This window comes from Tolypothrix campylonemoides VB511288_2 (assembly GCF_045999855.1).
Lineage (GTDB): Bacteria > Cyanobacteriota > Cyanobacteriia > Cyanobacteriales > Nostocaceae > Scytonema > Scytonema bouteillei_A.
Window position 1 is genome coordinate 909364 of sequence record NZ_JBFPMW010000001.1, and the last position, 18527, is coordinate 927890.

14 protein-coding genes, 1 tRNA gene and 2 pseudogenes are annotated in these 18527 nt (G+C 42.0%); 8 read left to right on the forward strand and 9 right to left on the reverse strand.

What is annotated here, in order from left to right:
* The first annotated feature begins 118 nt into the window (after window positions 1-118).
* A complete protein-coding gene (locus AB0756_RS03840) occupies window positions 119-1375 on the forward strand; it encodes an HhoA/HhoB/HtrA family serine endopeptidase (RefSeq protein WP_050046542.1) in 1257 nt (418 codons plus the stop codon).
* Between the two features lie 63 nt (window positions 1376-1438).
* On the opposite strand, the gene AB0756_RS03845 is transcribed toward AB0756_RS03840, so the two are convergent.
* A complete protein-coding gene (locus AB0756_RS03845) occupies window positions 1439-3448 on the reverse strand; it encodes a GAF domain-containing sensor histidine kinase (RefSeq protein ID WP_038089293.1) in 2010 nt (669 codons plus the stop codon).
* A 569-nt stretch (window positions 3449-4017) separates the two neighbouring features.
* Here AB0756_RS03845 and AB0756_RS03850 point away from each other — a divergent pair.
* Window positions 4018-5259 carry a peptidoglycan-binding protein gene (locus tag AB0756_RS03850; RefSeq protein ID WP_038089291.1) on the forward strand — a complete coding sequence of 414 codons (1242 nt, stop codon included), beginning with the start codon at window positions 4018-4020 and terminating at the stop codon, window positions 5257-5259.
* 79 nt (window positions 5260-5338) lie between these two features.
* Here the strand turns inward: AB0756_RS03850 and AB0756_RS03855 are convergent, their stop codons facing one another.
* The 4 genes from AB0756_RS03855 to lipA all read right to left on the reverse strand — a co-directional run bounded on the left by AB0756_RS03855 (window position 5339) and on the right by lipA (window position 9819).
* A complete protein-coding gene (locus AB0756_RS03855; protein ID WP_038089289.1) occupies window positions 5339-5794 on the reverse strand; it encodes a Fur family transcriptional regulator in 456 nt (151 codons plus the stop codon).
* A 364-nt stretch (window positions 5795-6158) separates the two neighbouring features.
* Window positions 6159-7409 carry an RNA polymerase sigma factor SigC gene (gene sigC, locus AB0756_RS03860; protein WP_038089287.1) on the reverse strand — a complete coding sequence of 417 codons (1251 nt, stop codon included), beginning with the start codon at window positions 7407-7409 and terminating at the stop codon, window positions 6159-6161.
* A 419-nt stretch (window positions 7410-7828) separates the two neighbouring features.
* Window positions 7829-8743: an NAD(P)H-dependent glycerol-3-phosphate dehydrogenase gene (locus AB0756_RS03865; protein ID WP_038089285.1), complete on the reverse strand. Its 915-nt coding sequence runs from the start codon at window positions 8741-8743 to the stop codon at window positions 7829-7831.
* 182 nt (window positions 8744-8925) lie between these two features.
* Window positions 8926-9819 (reverse strand): lipoyl synthase, encoded by an 894-nt coding sequence (gene lipA, locus AB0756_RS03870; protein ID WP_272900040.1) that lies wholly within the window; start codon window positions 9817-9819, stop codon window positions 8926-8928.
* Between the two features lie 262 nt (window positions 9820-10081).
* On the opposite strand from lipA, the gene AB0756_RS03875 reads away from it, so the two are divergent.
* Window positions 10082-10155, forward strand: a tRNA-Pro gene (locus tag AB0756_RS03875).
* Window positions 10156-10854: 699 nt separating this feature from the next.
* Here AB0756_RS03875 and AB0756_RS03880 read toward each other — a convergent pair.
* Window positions 10855-11011: pseudogene (locus AB0756_RS03880) on the reverse strand (IS1 family transposase); the annotation flags it as partial.
* Between the two features lie 281 nt (window positions 11012-11292).
* On the opposite strand from AB0756_RS03880, the gene AB0756_RS03885 reads away from it, so the two are divergent.
* The 5 genes and pseudogenes from AB0756_RS03885 to AB0756_RS03905 all read left to right on the forward strand — a co-directional run bounded on the left by AB0756_RS03885 (window position 11293) and on the right by AB0756_RS03905 (window position 15604).
* Entirely contained in the window at window positions 11293-12066 is a 774-nt protein-coding gene (locus AB0756_RS03885; RefSeq protein ID WP_038089283.1) for a TIGR04255 family protein, read from the forward strand.
* Window positions 12063-12602: a hypothetical protein gene (locus tag AB0756_RS03890; RefSeq protein WP_038089281.1), complete on the forward strand. Its 540-nt coding sequence runs from the start codon at window positions 12063-12065 to the stop codon at window positions 12600-12602. The genes AB0756_RS03885 and AB0756_RS03890 overlap by 4 nt, the downstream gene beginning before the upstream one ends.
* 30 nt (window positions 12603-12632) lie before the next feature.
* Entirely contained in the window at window positions 12633-13136 is a 504-nt protein-coding gene (locus AB0756_RS03895; RefSeq protein ID WP_408103980.1) for a hypothetical protein, read from the forward strand.
* A gap of 146 nt (window positions 13137-13282) precedes the next feature.
* Window positions 13283-13633, forward strand: a pseudogene (locus AB0756_RS03900) (type II toxin-antitoxin system RelE/ParE family toxin).
* 390 nt (window positions 13634-14023) lie between these two features.
* On the forward strand, window positions 14024-15604 hold the full coding sequence (locus AB0756_RS03905; protein WP_038089278.1) for an IS1182 family transposase: 1581 nt from the start codon (window positions 14024-14026) through the stop codon (window positions 15602-15604).
* 148 nt (window positions 15605-15752) lie between these two features.
* Here the strand turns inward: AB0756_RS03905 and AB0756_RS03910 are convergent, their stop codons facing one another.
* The 3 genes from AB0756_RS03910 to AB0756_RS03920 form a co-directional block, all read right to left on the reverse strand.
* Window positions 15753-15878: a hypothetical protein gene (locus AB0756_RS03910; protein ID WP_272900038.1), complete on the reverse strand. Its 126-nt coding sequence runs from the start codon at window positions 15876-15878 to the stop codon at window positions 15753-15755.
* A gap of 395 nt (window positions 15879-16273) precedes the next feature.
* Entirely contained in the window at window positions 16274-16564 is a 291-nt protein-coding gene (locus AB0756_RS03915; protein ID WP_038089276.1) for a Calvin cycle protein CP12, read from the reverse strand.
* Window positions 16565-17017: 453 nt separating this feature from the next.
* Entirely contained in the window at window positions 17018-18439 is a 1422-nt protein-coding gene (locus AB0756_RS03920) for an NADP-dependent isocitrate dehydrogenase (protein ID WP_038089274.1), read from the reverse strand.
* Window positions 18440-18527: the final 88 nt, after the last annotated feature.

The following is an 18527-nucleotide window of genomic DNA, read 5'->3' on the forward strand; positions in this document are numbered from 1 at the left end:
ACTTAGAGGGAAATCGATTTGTAGAGTGTGTAAGTCCTACTAAGGTCAACACACCCTTTTCCCAGTAATAATGGTTTTAGAGACGATAGTCATGTTTTGCGGGATAGCAGAAATTAATATGTCATTATCATCTTCTGAAGAACAACGGTTTTCACCCCTTTTGCGTCAAGTAACCAGCTATGTTCTAGTAGCAATCTTGAGTGTTGGCTTAACTTTGACAACTTTGTGGGCATTTCCTAACCTGCCAATTCCAGGGCGGTCGTCTCTTGTCAGTAATACCATACCAAGTACTACTGAAGTAGAAGCCGCACCAGAAAACGCACCTCCTGTAGAATCTCAAAAAGCAGCCATTCGCAGTTTTGTGAGTACTGCTGTCAATAAAGTCGGACCTGCAGTTGTACGGATTGATACAGAGCGTACTATCACTATGCGTGCTCCCGACCCCTTTTTTGGGGACCCTTTCTTCCGGGAATTTTTTGGTGACGATTTTTCCAGAGCGCCTCAAGAATACCGACAAAGAGGTGAAGGTTCTGGTTTTATCATTGATTCTAATGGTATAATTCTTACCAACGCTCACGTGGTGAGTGGTGCTGATTCTGTCACCGTCACCCTAAAAGACGGGCGCAAACTCAAAGGAGAAGTGCGTGGGGTAGATGAACCCTCAGATTTGGCAGTTGTAAAAATTAAAGGGACAAATCTCCCCGTAGCAACTTTAGGTAACTCTCAAGATTTGCAAGTAGGGGATTGGGCAATAGCGGTCGGTAACCCATTGGGCTTAGATAATACTGTAACATTAGGTATTATTAGCACGCTTAACCGCTCTAGCGCTCAAGTTGGTATCCCCGATAAGCGGTTAGACTTTATACAAACAGATGCCGCTATCAATCCCGGTAACTCTGGCGGTCCCTTAGTTAACGAGCAAGGAGAAGTTATCGGCATCAATACTGCCATTCGTGCTGATGCTCAAGGAATTGGGTTTGCCATTCCCATTGACAAAGCTAAGTTAATTAAAGATGCTTTGACCCGTGGTGAAAAAATCTCCCATCCATACATCGGTGTTCGCATGGTGAGTTTGACACCAGAACAGGCACAACAATTTAATCGCGACCCCAATTCCACTATGACTGTACCGGAAGTCAATGGTGTATTAGTCATGCAAGTCATACCCAACAGCCCTGCTGCATCTGCGGGTTTGCGTCGGGGTGATGTAATAACTCAGATTGGCGAACAAAACGTGACCACCGCCGAACAGTTACAAAGCTTGGTGGAAAAAAGCCGAGTCAACCAACCCTTGCAATTGACTGTCATCCGGGGTGACCAAATGCAGCAGTTCACCGTCCGTCCGGGCGAACTAAGAGACGCAAATAATTCGTAAGTGGTTAGTGGTGGTTAGTGGTTAGTGGTTTTTCTACATCAGCCTCGCGCTCTTTATCATTCACTAACCACTAACTACTGGTGGTATCCAAACAGTAAAAATTGAACCAACACCTACGGTAGATTCTACTTCAATTCGACCTCGATGAAGTTCTACAAGCTGTTTGGTTAATGCTAAGCCCAATCCAGTACCGCCATAACGACGCCGATAGGGTGTGTCAAGTTGGTGGAATTTCTCAAACAGGAGTGATAATTGATCTTCTGGGATACCAATACCTGTATCCTCTACTTGAAAGACAGCATTTTCGTCTTCTACCCAAAGGCGTAATGTAACGTTGCCTCCTTCATGGGTAAATTTTACAGCATTAGTTAGCAGATTCCACAGAATTTGTTGTATTCTTCTGGCATCAGCTGTAAAGCGATCGCATTCTGCATTGATTTGTAAATCGAGTTTAAGATTGACTCTTTTAATAGTTGCTTTTTCTTTTAATCCATTAATTGTAGATTCAGCTGCATCACTTAAGGAAAAGCTTGTTATATTTAATACTGCTTTGCCTGCTTCTATCTGAGAGAGTTCGAGAATATCGTTAATCATCTCTAATAAATGCTCGCCGCTATCATGGATCGTTTGTAAATAATCCCGTTGGCGCTTTGTTAACTCGCCAAAAGACCAACGTAGTAAAGTGGAAGACATCCCAATAACGTAAGTTAAAGGTGTCAGTAATTCGTGACTGATGGTAGCGAGGAATTCGCTTCTTAAACGGCTAGCAGCTTCTGCAGCGACGAGAGCATCGTGTAAAGCAACAGTGCGCTCAATAACACGTTCTTCCAAATTTTGTTTTTCTTTTGTCAGAGAACGCATTAACTCGGATTGATGGATTGCGATCGCTAATTGTTCCGCTACGGATGTCAACAAAATCTTTTCACTTTCTGTCCAAGCACGGGGACTATCGCATTGATGGGCAATAAGCAATCCCCAAAGTTTCTCTTCAAAAATAATTGGTGAGGCTAATTTGGCACGGACTTTAGTATCCCGTAAAAAATTTAACAAACACTCTTCTAGAGCATAAACTTTTTCCACATCATCTACAGATAACGTATACCCTTGTTTGTACTTTTCCCAACATTGCTCCGTTTGAGTTAAACAATTATTTTCCGTATAATGCAAAACTGATGGAATAGCATCATGAGCGCGAATTTCGTAAACAACATAGCCTGCTTTGTCTTGTAAATCTTGTTCTAAGGAATGAGGCGTCAAAAAAGGGGCATAGTTTGGGAGGGATAAAGGAGAGTCTTGTTGGTTAGTTATTGTAAACTCTTGATTCTTAGCAATGGAATGCTTAAATTTATATATCACCAGTCTATCTAATTCCAAAAATTCTCTGACTTGTGCAACAGCTGTAGACATGATGACTGGTAAGTCTAAACTTTTTCGGATTTGAGTGGTTACCTGATTTAATAACTTCTCTTGAGCTATTTGTTTTTGCAGGGCTTTTTCCACGGGTTGACAGACAGAAACATAAGGGTAATTTACAGGGAATTCTGTTTCCGATTGATTGGGCTCTGGCAAAAGCTCTTTCAACAATAAAAACGTAAATTTACTTTGCAATGTAGCATCATTGGTGATGGGAATTTGACAGGAATCTTCCAGGGTTTGATATGTTTGAGAATTTTGGTCAAACAAACCTTTCAAATTAGAAAGAAAAGAGACAATTTCTGATAAATCAAATGTCAAATAACAATTGAGGAAAACATCATTGGGATAAGATAAGGAAGAGGCTGTGGAAGAAAGAGGCTGTGACGCGGAAAGTGAAGCGTTTGCCAAATTTTCCTTATCCCCCACGTCCTGTAAATGAGTTCCAATTAAAAGCGCACTAAACTGTTGGGACACCAATACGGTAAAGCGTTGCGCCTGCCATTCTAGGGGTAAGTTAACCATCACAAGCACCGATTCTGTAAGAACGAGAGATGGCCTTCCCACTGATTGAGCCATTTGCAACAGCAATTCTCCAAGGCGAGCAAATGTACTATTACGTAGGGTTCGAGAGAAGCTCAAATCAGAAGAACTAGACATTGTTGACAATCTGGCGCGAAAGGGGTTATTGGCAGTTGCTTGAAAATTGGCTACTGTAGCCTAGCCAACAGTTTAAAACGATAATTAGGGATTCTGCATCGTAATTAATGCCAAATTATGAGGATGGAACCCTCAGTCAGAAGGGATAATTTTTCTAGAACAGACTCCATCTCTCATAGTTTCCGATTGGGCTTATGGTTTAGAAGTCGTGCCGGAAATTGTGCGACGTAATAATAGTACTACTCTAATTGTAATGCCAGGAGATGACGCTCTAGATCCTGACATCATTTCTCAATGCCCTACCTCTAAATAAGAAGAGCAAAATTTACTAGCAGCGCAAGTCTGCCATGAAACGGATTTTTGGACAAAATTTAGTTTAACTTAATCGAAGGCTAGAGTGCGATAAGCGAAGCATAAGGGCTAAAACTGTATCGTATTACTGAACTTTACAAGCGTATCAGCAAGGTTTATGGCAAGATGTAAGTATATCAACACTGGAAAATTTAACACACTTAGTCCATCAAGCCGAAGCAGCCATAAAAGAAAAATAGGTGGTTTAGAAAGAAATTATGGAGAATCTTGCGTATCTGCATGCAGCTTCTGCCTACGAAGATCTGACGAACAGTGAAATTATCTCTGTCAGCAGTTTGTTTGACAAAGCAACAGTCCCTGAATGGAGCCGTCTCTCTGGTAAGGCATGGAAGTATATGTTACCTCTTGCCCTTATTTTGTCTGTACTAAATGTTTACAGCAGCGCTCTAGCATTGGAACAAGGTGATAAGGGTCCTTCTGTCAGAAATTTACAACGCGAATTAAAAAGAGCAGGTTTTTATCAAGCTCCTATCACGCAAGTGTATGATGTTTCTACAGAGCAGGCTGTCCGTCGCTTCCAAAAAGCTGCTGGTCTAGAAGTGACTGGTGTTGCTGGACCTGTAACTATACAAAAGTTAGATGGTTGGGAAGTCACTCAAGAGAATTCCCAAAATCAAAAACCTAGCGTTGAGAGTACTACAGCGAAAAAACCCAGCAGCCAGAATACCCAAGCCAAAAAACCCAGTGTTGAGAACGATAGCACGAAAAAACCCAGCAGTCAGAATACTCAAGCCAAAAAACCCAGTGTTCAAAACTCTCAAGTAGAACAAACTTCTAGTGAGACAACGGTTGCTAACAAGCGTCGCGATCCGAACCTCTTGCAAAGAGGTGATGAAGGTGAAGATGTGAAAAGCTTGCAAGAAAGATTGCGTGTAGCTGGTTTTTATTACGGTAACTCAACGGGAATTTACGGTCCTATTACTGAAGATGCTGTCAAACGTTTTCAAGAAGCTTACAAGTTAACTGTTGACGGTGTTGTAGGACCAGCTACGCAAAGAAGACTACCGCCAACAGGTGTTGGTTACGGAGAAGACACTACCAAGCAAGGTATAAGTCAAGACAAACTACGCTTGGGCCATAGCGGAGAAGCTGTCAGAGTGCTACAAGAGCAGTTAATCAAGGCTGGCTATTTGCAGGGAGAGCCAAACGGTTACTTTGGACCTTATACCGCAGACGCTGTTAAGAGATTTCAAGCCAATAATTACTTAGCAGCTAGTGGTATTGCAGGTCCTACGACTCGATCTAAATTGCACGATTTGGTTAGCCCTAGTTCCAAGAGTGACTTTGATACTTTGGAAATACAGAGACGATTGCAATCTCGGGGTTTCTACAAAGGCGATCTCAATGGTGTCATGGGAAACGAGACAAAGGAAGCGATTAAACGCGCTCAAGAATTCTACGGTGTTAGCTTGAGTGATGTGAGAAGCGGACGTTTTTAACATCCGCTACGGGTGTTTGCCGATCTTCATGCTTGTGCCTGTCATTTAGAATTCCGGAACGTATTCGATCTCCTGAGTGCTAAAGGGGCATTAATGACCTTTGGCACTTGGGACAGATCGCATGAATTGTCAATTGACAGTCGAGCAAGTGAAAGCCTTCTTTTTGGGCAGTTTTTGCTCCCACTTTTAAAATTGCATCGTTCTTGAACTCTATAGTCGTGTTACACCTCACACAAATAAGGTGATGGTGGTGGTGGGGATACGGCTGGTTCAGTTCGTAATGTTTGTGTCCTTCTCCAAGTTCTAACTCTCGCAGGATACCCATACGCGCCATTAACTTGAGAGTGCGATAAATGGTCGATAGACTAATCCCTTCTCCTTTGATTTCCAATCTTTCATAGAGATCTTCAGCACTGAGATGTTCTCCTTGCGGAAGGTCTTGAAAAATGTGTAGAATTGTTTCACGTTGGGGTGTCAAACGCCAACCGCGTTCATTTAATTCTGCCTTGAGTGAGGTCGCTGAGTAGACAGTCATAACTATTTTTCTCAATAAAACCCATTAATTGAGAATATAGCAAATGTTCGGAGTAATTTGCAATAAAACTTGCTTATTGAGAACATTTATTAAATGGTCTCATATAGGTAATTTAACTCCAATGAGCATTTAACTAATTGCCGATCCCCGTTAGAAAGACATCTAGAAGAGTTATAAAAAGTTTAAATTGGCTTAAATGAGAATGATGTGCTACAACCTATTAAGAAATGTAGAAACAGTCATTTGTCCTTCGTTCATTTAAGGAGGCAGAAGTGCCCGTTAGAGGGCAGAAGAAGCTTCTGCCTTTATGTATTACTATTGTAACCATTGATATTACGAATGACTCAGGACTAATGACCAACCACTAAGTTAAGGATTCGAGGTAGTCGCGGATCATGTTACGTCTCTTGGGTTGACGCAGTTTCTGCAAGGCTTTGGATTCAATTTGGCGAACTCGTTCGCGTGATAGATCGAGCGCACGTCCAATTTCTGCTAGTGAGTAGGGATGACCGTCTGACAAACCAAAGCGCATCAAAATTACATCACGTTCGCGACTGGTGAGATCGGCTAGAAGATGTTGCAAATCTTTTTGTAAAGATTCTCGCATTAACATCTGTTCTGGAGTAACGCCGTCAGTTTCGAGTAATTCTCCCAACTCTGTGTCTTTGTCCTTACCAACTTTGGTTTCTAAAGAGACGGAACGAGGAACTCGCAGTAAAACTTCTCTAACTTGGGTAGGTGTCATTTCTAGCTCTTGCGCCAAATCTTCTAAGGTTGGGGTACGACCTTTCTCTTGAGCAATTTTGCGCTGAGCTTTTTTGATTTTGTTCAGTTTTTCTGTAATGTGGACCGGTAAGCGGATAGTGCGGCTAGAAGTTGCGATCGCCCGAGTAATACCCTGACGAATCCACCAGTAAGCATAGGTGCTGAAGCGGTAACCCTTAGTTGGGTCAAACTTCTCAACTGCCCTTTCCAAGCCAAGAGTTCCTTCTTGGACTAAATCAAGTAATTCCAAACCGCGATTTTGATATTTTTTAGCAACGGATACGACCAAGCGAAGGTTTGCCTTGATCATGTGTTCTTTGGCTTGGAGACCCTGTAACTGAATTTGCTCGAGTTCTTCGACTGTGATTTTGGCAACTTCAGCCCAACGGCGTTTTCCTAGCCCTAGCGTTTGCTTGAGTTCAAACACATCTACACCAGCCTCACGCGCCCACCGTTCCAAAGAAGGACGATGTCCCAGTGCTGATACCAATCGCTCTTGAACTTCAATAATCCGAAGATAAGGAGTAATAATCGCGTCTCCTTCCTTCGCAACTTTGCCAAGGAGTATTCGCATCCGCAAGTAGCGCTGGACTTTTTGAGCTTCCGAAACTTCTTCATCGCGCCCTAACAAGCGAACCCGACCAATTTCTTGAAGATACAAACGGACTAAGTCTGTACTGCGGCGGTTCGGGTTAGTACCAAGACTTGCAGAGTCAGAAACAGCCAATTCCAATTCTTCGAGTTCCTCTATCGGCAATTCACTCTCGTCAACCGTGAGATCGGCGTCAAACTCTGGGCTGGACTGTTTTGACTCGTAGGTGGCATCTGCGTAAGAAAATGTTGCTGGCATAAAGTTCGTCTCAATGGCTCCAGGTAACAACAGATTTAGGTCAGCTAATTAACTGTTGCTATTGTTCCCGTGATTTTTGAAGAAATAACACGGTTGAGGGTGACCTTTAGGTTTTTTTTCAAAAAACCTGTACTGGTTTTTTTTGACACAGTGCCTCCGAAGGCTCGGTTACTGAGCTTCTCCCTTCGATCAATAGCTATGAAAATTCAGAACAGGACTAGAGAAAGCAAGTTCCTTGTTTAGGATTTCAACCTTAATATTTTGGTTTTTTTACTTTGGGTGCTAAGTATAGCCATATATCGGTATAAAGTCCTAAGGGTTGTTTTCATAGTCATATCTACATGAGTGCTTAAGTAGTTTCCTGAAGATTTGCTAATTTCCTCTTCACAAAAAATTAGTTATGTGGTTTAGAAGTTAAACTATTCCGGTTTTGCATTCCGCAACATTAACTCTTCCAATGCTTGTCGGGGTGTGAGTTCTTGAGCAAGCAAACGATAAACTTGTTCGGTAATTGGGATAGGGATATTTTGCTGCTTAGCTCGTTCCACCAAAACGTTAGTCGTGTTAATTCCTTCTGCGGTTCCTTCTAAATGGGCAAGAATTTCTGGAAGTGTTTTATTGCCAGCTAATTGATACCCTACTTGATAATTTCTACTTAAATGACTGTTACAAGTTGCTAGCAGATCGCCCAAACCCGACAAACCATAAAAAGTTTCCATTTTTGCACCCCAGTGGGTACCAATACGAACCATTTCTGTGAGTCCTCGGGTGACTAAAGCAGCTTTGGCATTGGTTCCTAATTGCAAACCATCACAAACTCCGGCTGCGATCGCCATCACATTTTTCAGAGTTCCCCCCAATTCCACACCCAAAGGATCGGAATTGGTATAAACCCGGAAACGGTTAGAAGAGAAAATAGATTGCACGGATTCAGCCGCCTCCATATTTTGACTGGCGACAACCGTTGCAGCTGGCAATGCTTGTTCGATTTCTTTAGATAAGTTGGGACCAGAGAGAACAACAACAGGATTGTGAGGGAAAGTTTCTTGCCAAATTTGCGAAGGTGTGCAGGTAGTTTTTGGGTCTAAGCCCTTCGTCGCCGTGACAAAAATAGTGTTTGGTGAAACAAGAGAAGACTGGAGTGAAGAGGTCACATCTCTCACACCCTTCATAGAAACAGCAGAAACAATAATATCGGCATCTTGGACGGTCCGTGCTAAGGTCTCACCACCCTGTCGCGACCACAGGCGTACCTCATGAACGTTTGCTTTGGCCAGAGTAGCAAGGACTGTCCCCCAAGCACCCGCACCCAAAATGGCAACAGACTTTGTCATTTGTTAATGGCTAATTGCTAATGGCTAATTGCTAATGGCTAATTGCTAATGGCTAATTGCTAATGGTGAGACCAGTGCTGGAGGAGGGTTTCCCACGCCCTGGGGACTGGCGAATCCAAAGGGTTGATTGCTGGTTAGGTGGGCATTGCCCACCATATACTCTACCCCCTACTCCCTACTCCCTACTTCCTTTCCCTTGGATACTGCGCCATAAGTTCTCTTACCTGTTCAGCATGGTAAGAACTTCTTGTCAATGGTGAAGAAACTACTTGTAAAAATCCCAGTTCTTCACCAAAAGTTTTCCAAGAATCAAATTGCTCTGGGGTGATAAATTGAGACACTTGTAGGTGTTTTTGAGAAGGTTGGAGATATTGCCCAATTGTTAAAATATCGCAATCCACAGCCCGTAAATCCTGCATCACTTGGCGAATCTCTTCATCTGTTTCACCCAAACCCACCATAATCCCGGATTTGGTGTAAACCCAAGGTGCATAAGTGCGAGAACGTTGTAGCAATTCTACTGTCCGTTCGTAGTTTCCTTGGGGACGCACGCGACGATACAAACGAGGAACTGTTTCTGTGTTGTGATTGAGAACTTCCGGTTGTGCTTGAAGAATTAACTCTAGTGCTTCCCAATGTCCGCACAAGTCTGGGATTAAGACTTCAATGGTCGTGTGGGGAGAAACAGTGCGGATGGCTTCAATACAACGGACAAACTGCGAAGCGCCACCATCAGGGAGATCGTCTCTGTTAACAGAGGTGATGACCACATGATTGAGTTTCATCCGCCGTACTGCTTCCGCCAGTCGAGCTGATTCTGTAGGGTCTAGAGGTTTGGGTTTTTTCTCAAAGTCAATATCGCAATAGGGACAGGCACGGGTGCAAGCTGGTCCCATAATTAAAAATGTGGCTGTACCAGCATTAAAGCACTCCCCAATGTTCGGACAGGACGCTTCCTCACAAACCGTATTGAGGGCTAAATCCCGCAAAATTTCTTTAACGTTACCAACGCGCTCCCATTGAGGCGCTTTTACCCGCAACCAGTCTGGCTTTACAGTCACAGTCGTTTCTACCACTCTAGATATACACAACTTATGGTAGCAAGGTTTATGAGTTGCGATACGGCTGTCCTCCGTTAAGCTTCGCTTATCGCTTCGGCGCAAGCTGTACCGAGCTTATCGCTCTTAGCGCAAACTGTACCCAGCTTATCGCTCATCATAGCGGGTCGTCATGCTATGAACCCTCCCTCCAGACCCCTAACCCCATGCACGTAATTTTTCAATCTGGTTTTGTCATTTCTTCAGTTGCTGTGATATACTTAAAGTGGCATTTTATTGCCGGGATGTAGCGCAGCTTGGTAGCGCACTTCGTTCGGGACGAAGGGGTCGCTGGTTCGAATCCAGTCATCCCGATTTTTAGGTGTCGATTGCCAAATTATTTGTCCGCGTTGACAAATTGGTGTCCGTCTTGCCAAATTAATGTCCGTGTTGACAAATCAGTTAATGATGAGAATCAATCGGCATTAGGAACTATTAAAATCATAGTCCTTATTTATTGCCAGTGCTTTCGTTCGGGATTTCCCGAACGAAGTGCGCCTTTCAACCCACCTTTTTTTAAATATAAATTATTTTGCTTATCAACAACTTCTTCTGGTTGGTGTGTAGTTTTCAACCCGCCTCTAACTGGGCTACGGTGTACACACAAGTCCTAAAATCCTTGCCTGGTCAGATAAAAACCTTAGTAGGTAAGGTTTTGAGTTGAGCCTCTTGATTCTCAATAGTGTTAGCTTATTGGCAGAAATTGAACGAAAATCAAGGATTTCAAAAAATCATTTTCCGTTCTTTTCCGTCCATTTAATTCTCAACTCGACTTGTGTGTACACCGTAGCTCTAACTGGGAGGGATGTTGAAACAAGGTTATTACTACATTTATGTCAGCAAGAGAGAATCTTTCAACCCGCCTCTAGCTGGGAGGGGTGTTGAAACCGCAGAACGTACCCCTGTAAATTGCAGTGATATTTCTTTCAACCCACCTGTCGATTGCCAAATTATTTGACCACTTGACAAATTGGCGTTGCATAAATACGGGATGAATCAGCTAAGTATAGGTATTCATCTATACTTTAAATAGTGTAGTAGCAGTTTGACTGAGTATTGAAGCATATCTACAGATTTGGAGTAGCATAATGTTTTTCAATGTAGACGCACCAGATTAATAACGTAAACGTGTATTTTCTCCAGTTTTGGTCATATATGTTTTACTAATAATTAATATGGTTTCCTGGATCGATAAAACTGTTCGCAAACTAGTACATTTGCTCGTACCCAACTACGGCAAGCTGTTTAAGTGCTTTATATCTGCTGATTGGCCTGATTGGGAGGAAAGGAGATAAAGTTACAAGTGTTTGTGGGGTAGAACCACAAATACTTATAAAGGTTTGATGTAGTATACAGCTATGATACGGAAAATAACGTTAAAGTCATGTAGACTATATTATGGCTACTAAAATTTTAGCCATACGTTTTTAACGGTTTCTAAATTAATGAAACATGAGATTTCCTAATCCACCCATAACTGAAGCTATTTTTGATATAACAGTCAATCTTCGTGATGATTTTCATTATGAAGAGCTTTTGATTTTTCAAGAAGATATAAAAGAATCTTTCCCGAATATTCAAAAGAAAATAGCGCTTCAAGGAGGTTTTGAATTAAATTTAGAAAAGCCGGAAGAAATAAATCCTCGGTTATTTTCAATGTCCAATCAACCGGAAGGATATATTTTTATTTCTAATGACAAAGAAAAAATAATTCAAGCTAAGTTACAGGGATTTACGTTTAGTAAATTGAAACCTTATCAAAGCTGGCAAGATTTTTATGGAGAAGCATATCAACTATGGCAAAAATATGTTGAAATTACGTCCCCTTTAAAAGTAGTGCGTCTTGGTTTACGCTATGTAAATCAAATAAATATACCCCTAACGGGAGAAGGAGGAATAGAATTAAAACAATATATAAAAACATTACCAGAAATGCCAAGTGATTTATCAGTAGTAATTGAAGGCTACTTTATGCAATTGGTTTTAAGTCATACGCAATATCAGCCATCTAGAGCAATTATTAATCAAACAATTGGTCAGATGCTTGAAAATCAAGAAAGTAAGAAAGCTTATCCTTTAATATTTGATATTGATGTTTTTCAAGAAGTTAATCTCGATCCTGATGATGAAGAAATAGGAAAAATCTTTGAAGTGAATCTAAAAGGTTTTAGAGAAGATATATTTTTTAAGAGTATTACAGAAAAAACAAAGGAGCTTTTTCAATGAGTACATTACTTGCTCCCAAGAGTGGTCAGTATTTAAATCCTACATCCAGTAGTGGTAGTAGTCCTGAACACTATAAAATAGTAAAGACAGCAAGAACTGCTACTCTACATAGATTAGAGTCAATAATGTGGAAATACAGTACGTTTATGTATCTGTTTTCCAGTACAGATACTTGTGACTTTGAAGACAGAGTTGAAGAAATTCGAGATGCACTAATTGAAGGTCATGCAGCTTTGTCAAAAGAAGACATTAAAATACTGCATCAAGTGATAGCAAGGCTAGATTTGTTTCGTCTACAAGCGATCGCACGGCTTCTTGCCGCTCTTTTAGAAAGTAAGTTATATTCGCAAGATGCGGCTTCAATGATTAAGATTTTATTAAAACATCCAGAAGCCGAAGTCAGATATTCAGCATTAGAGGCGATAAGTTTTGCTTTGGGTGAAGTGCCAATAGCAGAAGAAATACTTGCAGAAGCCAAAAATTTGCTTAAAAATGAAGAGAGTATATTTGTACGTGAATACTTGGAGTCATTATAAGGTGTGAGTGAAATATTGTATTACAGGGGTGTGAAAAGCCTTGCCATGTGGAAAGCAGGAACACAACAGCAGGCAATTCCATCTCCAGAACATGCTAGTAGATATTTAAGAGATATCAAGGAGGGGAAGGGATTCCCCTCCTTATGGTTAGCATCATGTCCTGAAGATTTAGAGAAAATCGCATTGGGAATGCTACTGCTGAAAGGGCATCTTGATACTGTAAACTTGATAGGATTTAAAGAGTTTTGTTTTAGTAATGTAGGGGTAATGGTAAATCAAGTTGAAGATACTAATTTTCCAATACCAACAGTTGCTTACTTACACTATGAGCTGTGTACATTAGATGATGTTCAATTAAGATCTGCAATTGAATTATTTTTGAAAGGGAATGGTTCTTTTAAAGAATTCGTTAAATCCGCTCCGGATAAGAACAATATGCGTAAAATTGCCGCAAGATACATTAATGAGGTAAATCAGCAGTATCAAGCAAAGGCTAAAGAATGGGCTAAACAATACTTGGAGTATGAAAGTTAATATCACTCTTAGTTTTAAGAAATTACTAGTATTACTAAATTTTTACAATTATATTTATACAGATTTTTGCCACTGCACCATCTCCCCAAATCTCATAAAACATCTCTGACACCACCCGTCAACCCACAACGTCGGAATCTTAAACCTTGCCCATAAATCTGACTCCTCGGTTTAAAAGGGCTCTTCGAGAACTGGCTAAACGTTATCGTTCAATTCGTAGCAATCTCCAACCGTGAATTGAGCAACTGCAAGCAGGTGAAATTCCTGGAGACAGAATTGCTGGAGTGAAATATCAGGTTTTCAAAGTTCGTCTCAAAAATAGCAACATTCAAAAAGGAAAAAGTGGAGGCTATCGAGTCATTTATTATATGAAAACTACTCAAGCAATCATCTTTGCTACTATTTATTCCAAATCCGATGTTTCCGATGTTAGTAATGAAATTATTGAAGAAGCGATCGCGAAGCGCAAGCCGTACCCGGCTTATCGCACAATATGAAAAAGAAATTCAAATATCAGATTTCGGGTAGATGTTACAGAATTGGAGCATCCTGATGGACGAGTGTTGGTTTTTGAAGTGCCAACCCGTCCTGTCGGACAACCATTGGCATTTGATGGAGCCTACCTAATGAGAGTGGGAGAAGATTTAGTGCCGATGACACCAGATGTACTCAAGAGCATTTTTGCGCTCAGATCAACAAGATTGGTTTTCCCAACCTGCCCGATGTAACGCTAGCCCTGACGATGTAATTGCCTTACTAGAGCGCCGGTACAGTAATCACAATTTCGGGTTAGGATGACTAAAGGGGCTGATACAAGAGTTGTGCAGTGTCCAATTAAGTAAAGTTGTGTAAAGTATTTCTCATTTCAGGGGAACAGGTTTAAACTCATGCAACCACCCTTATGGCACCCGCCAGTGGAGTTATCAAAGGCGGAGCAGGCGATCGTTAATCGTATCAAACGTGCTAAGCTGTTCATTTTCTTACGGCAAGTACGTCATCAATTATTTGATGATGAATTCCAAACAGAGTTGGCAAAAATCTATGATGATAGCCCCAGAGGTCAACCACCGATACCGCCAGCACCCCTAGCATTGGCAACCATTCTGCAAGCATACACCGGAGCGAGTGATGACGAGGCCATTGAGTCGATGTTGATGGATAGGCGCTGGCAGTTAGTACTGAATTGTCTGGACTGTGAAGAACCACCATTTAGTAAACCAACGCTGGTGCGGTTTCGCGCTCAACTAATAAAGCGGCGATTAGACCGACGGCTGATTGAACGCACGGTGGAATTAGCAAAACAGACAAGTGGTTTTGGAGCCAAAAATTTACGAGCAGCACTCGATTCATCGCCATTATGGGGAGCAGCAAAAGTAGAGGATACTTATAATCTGTTGGGTCACGCTCTGAAAAAGGCAATCAGCGTGATAGCCCGTCAGCAGGGGCGGGAGCTGACGGTGATAGCGGCTGAATTGGGAGCAGAATTTATCAGTGGTGCAAGTGTGAAAGCTGCACTGGATATAGATTGGGACAATCCAGAAGAACGCTCTAGTGCTTTGTCCAAGTTGCTTGTTGCCCTCCAAGAAGTGGAAAATTGGCTGGAGCAAAATCATCAACTAGGTGTTGCCGATAGTATCGAACAGAATCTGAAAGTGGCACGACAGGTTGAATCTCAGGATGTGGAACTCACCGCAAATGGGACACCACAACTGCGGCGTGGGGTAGCCAAGAATAGACGAATCAGTGTCGAAGACCCGACAATGCGTCACGGGCGTAAAAGTCGCCATCAACGTTTTGATGGTTATAAACGTCATGTCCTTACCGATTTAGATATTGGAATAGTGCGGGCTGTGGGTTTGACTCCAGCTAATGTTCCAGAAGCTTGGGTAAGTGATGCCATTAGTAATGACCTTAAAGCTCAAGACGTGACATTAGTGGAGTTGCAGATTGACCGTGCTTATCTCAGTAGCAAATTAGTACGTCACCGAAGCGAAGAGTTAAATGTTTACTGCAAAGCTTGGCCAGTCCGGAATCGCGATGGACGCTTTCCCAAAACATCATTTGTCTTGGATTGGGAGGAGCAAAAGATCACTTGTCCAAATCAAATCACTTTACCGTTTCAGGTAGGAGCCAAGGTACAATTTCCCAAAACCGCTTGTGCAAGTTGTCCAAGACAAGCAGGCTGTACGACAAATCCACGTGGACGAAGTGTTTCCATCCATCCGGAAGAGCAGTTATTACAGGAATTTCGGCAGCGTCAATTAAGTAAAGTAGGGCGAGCAAGACTGCGTGAGCGCGTGGCGGTGGAGCATTCTTTAGCACATCTGGGACATTGGCAACGGAACCGTGCTCGTTATATTGGATTACGCAAAAACTTGTTTGATCTACGACGCACTGCTGTCGTTCATAATCTTCATGTTTGGGCGCGTTTAGTAGACCAAGCCACTGCCCAAGGACACAGCGTGTGAACTATCCAAGCGCCAAGCCGAACACGTTTCCCCAAAACTTAAGCAAAAAAAGCGTTTTAACTATTTTATCTGCTCTGAATTCAGGTGGTTTTGGCTGTTGATCTGCACGGACTATCATCAAAGTTGTTGACTAACTCTAACGTGAAATTCAACCAAAGAATTTGTGATGCACTTGCTGCATGACTAGGAACAGTTTGGCACGTTTGATATGATTAACGATCGCCCGCTCCGCGTTTGATAACTCCACTGGTAAGTAGCACAAGGGTGGTTGCATGAGTTTCAACCTACTCCCCTTAAATGAGAAATACTTTACATAATTTTACATAATTAGACACTGTACAACTTTTGTGTCAGCCCCTTTGGTCATTCTAACCCGAAATTGTGATTACTGTACCGGCGCTCTAGAGTCTGTTGGTTGGCAACTAAATAATGTCTATAAATTGACAGAAAAAGAAATGATTCAATTGTATCAACACAGTGCTGGAAGCTTGGGATGAGATTTATTGTTAGTCGTTGTGCTGTCTTCGCTATAGATATGCGATGAAGTACTACTACGAATTAATACTATAAATCATCTAAGAATCTTTATACAATAAAAACCGCCTGAATATTTAGTAATTCAGGCGGAACTTTTAATGGGAGTGACTGTGAATACAGCAACCTATAAATTTAGACATCATAAATTAAACATTCAATCGCATTTGGGTTGCGATCGCAATATTCCTCTAAAGCAGTTTTGCGATGTGCTGCTAACCTATGAGATTTCTCTGCTTGCAACTCTTCAACAATATCCCAAGCTACAGCACATTCAGTTGAACTATTTCCTTTCAATTCACAAGCTGTACGGGCTTGCTCAATAGCTTCTAGAATGGCTTGTTCTAAATTTTCGTTGTTTCCATTACCAGTAATGACAGAAGTGGGATTCACTCTTTCCCAGTTGGCATCTACGATTTTAGTCATTAGCTTCTTGATGCTCTCATTCAAAGTTTAACAGTCAGGACAGAGTTTTATCTCTAAAGCTGACTCTTTTAATATATGCACTATTCCACTTCAAATAGTGTATAAAACCGTAACTTTTGTGTGTTATTTTCCGTACTATAACAATCCCAAATGATTTGTATAATCTTCTCTTTCTTTTCTCTACGTTCAGGTGCGCTTCTGCGGTTTATTAAAAAAAGTAATTTTTACAATTAGGATTGCGATGAGATCGGAAACTGCAAAATTCTCGACTTTTTAAAGCCTATAGCTAGTCAATTGGGGTAGCACCTCTTATTTAACGCTCCCTCACGTGACAAATCGATCGCAAGAGGCGGAGCCTCTATAAAGGCATTCCCAGGCGGAGCCTGGGAACGAGGTGAGGGATCTAGATCGGTATTGCGATTAATTTAATAGTGGGCATTGCCAACCCAACTACTAACCAAAATGTTTAATAATTGCATCAGCAAATTCAGAACACTTTAAAGGTTCTACAGGTGGTTCTAACAAACGTGCCAAATCATACGTGACTTGACGATTTGCGATCGCATCCCCCAAACCTTTCTTAATCAAATCTGCTGCTTCTTGCCAACCCAAATACTCCAGCATCATCACACCGGACAAAATCACCGAACCGGGGTTCACCCTATCCAACCCAGCGTGCTTGGGTGCGGTTCCGTGGGTAGCTTCAAAAACAGCACATTCATCGCCAATATTTGCTCCCGGTCCCATACCCAGCCCGCCGACAATGGCTGCAGCTGCATCAGACAAGTAATCTCCATTTAGGTTCATAGTCGCTAAAATGGAGTACTCATCAGGTCGGGTTTGGATTTGTTGGAAAATACTATCAGCAATGCGGTCATTGACCATAACCTTATCTTTCCACTTGCCATTTCCGTGGCTTTCCCAAATTGAATCCAGAACTGTTTTCACTTCTTCAACAATTTGGGCTTGCTTGTCCGAAGTCAAAGCATCAAACCCAGGTTCAATCTTGCGAGCATTGTCTTCCAAAGAAAGATTGGGATTGCTCTCTTTGTTACTCAAAATCCAAGATTCCCGTTCGGTGACGCACTCAGAGCGAAATTCGCTGACTGCCAATTCGTAGCCCCAATCCCTGAAAGCACCTTCGGTGTACTTCATGATGTTGCCTTTATGCACCAGAGTCACCATTTGCTTGTTTTTGGGAAGTAGCAAAGCGTGTTTGATAGCACGCCTTACCAAGCGTTGGGAACCAGTTTTGCTAATCGGTTTAATACCTATTCCAGCATCCAAAGGAATTTGCTTTTTACCGTGTTCTGGAGTTGCAGGGATCAGTTCTTTGTTCAGGATAGAGATTAAGCGATCGCCAATTTCGCTTCCTTGACGCCACTCAATTCCCAAATATATATCCTCTGTATTTTCCCGGTAAATAATGACATCCAGTTTTTCTGGAGTTTTATGAGGAGAAGGAGTCCCAGGATAGTATCGGCAAGGGCGTACACAGGCATAGAGGTCAAAAATTTGACGCAATGCCACATTCAGGGAACGAATGCCGCCACCAATAGGAGTCGTCAGAGGTCCCTTAATCGCGACACCGTATTCCTTAATTGCCGTAAGCGTATCTTGGGGCAAATACTGGTAAGTCCCGTAAACTTCGCAAGCCTCGTCCCCTGCAAAAACCTTAAACCAACTAATCTTGCGCTTGCCCTTGTAAGCTGTTTCCACAGCAGCGTCAAGAACCTTTTGAGCAGCAGGCCAAATATCTATTCCCGTACCATCACCTCGAATAAAAGGGATAATTGGATTGTCAGGAACAACAGGCTCACCGTTTTTGAAGGTGATTTTTGCCCCCGTTGTGGGTGCGGTAATTTTATCGTACATTCAACACTCCTGATTGGCTATGCTGCAACGTCTGTGCTCTTGGGATATTAAACCCGAAAATGAGAAACTTATGATTGGAAGGCGAGAA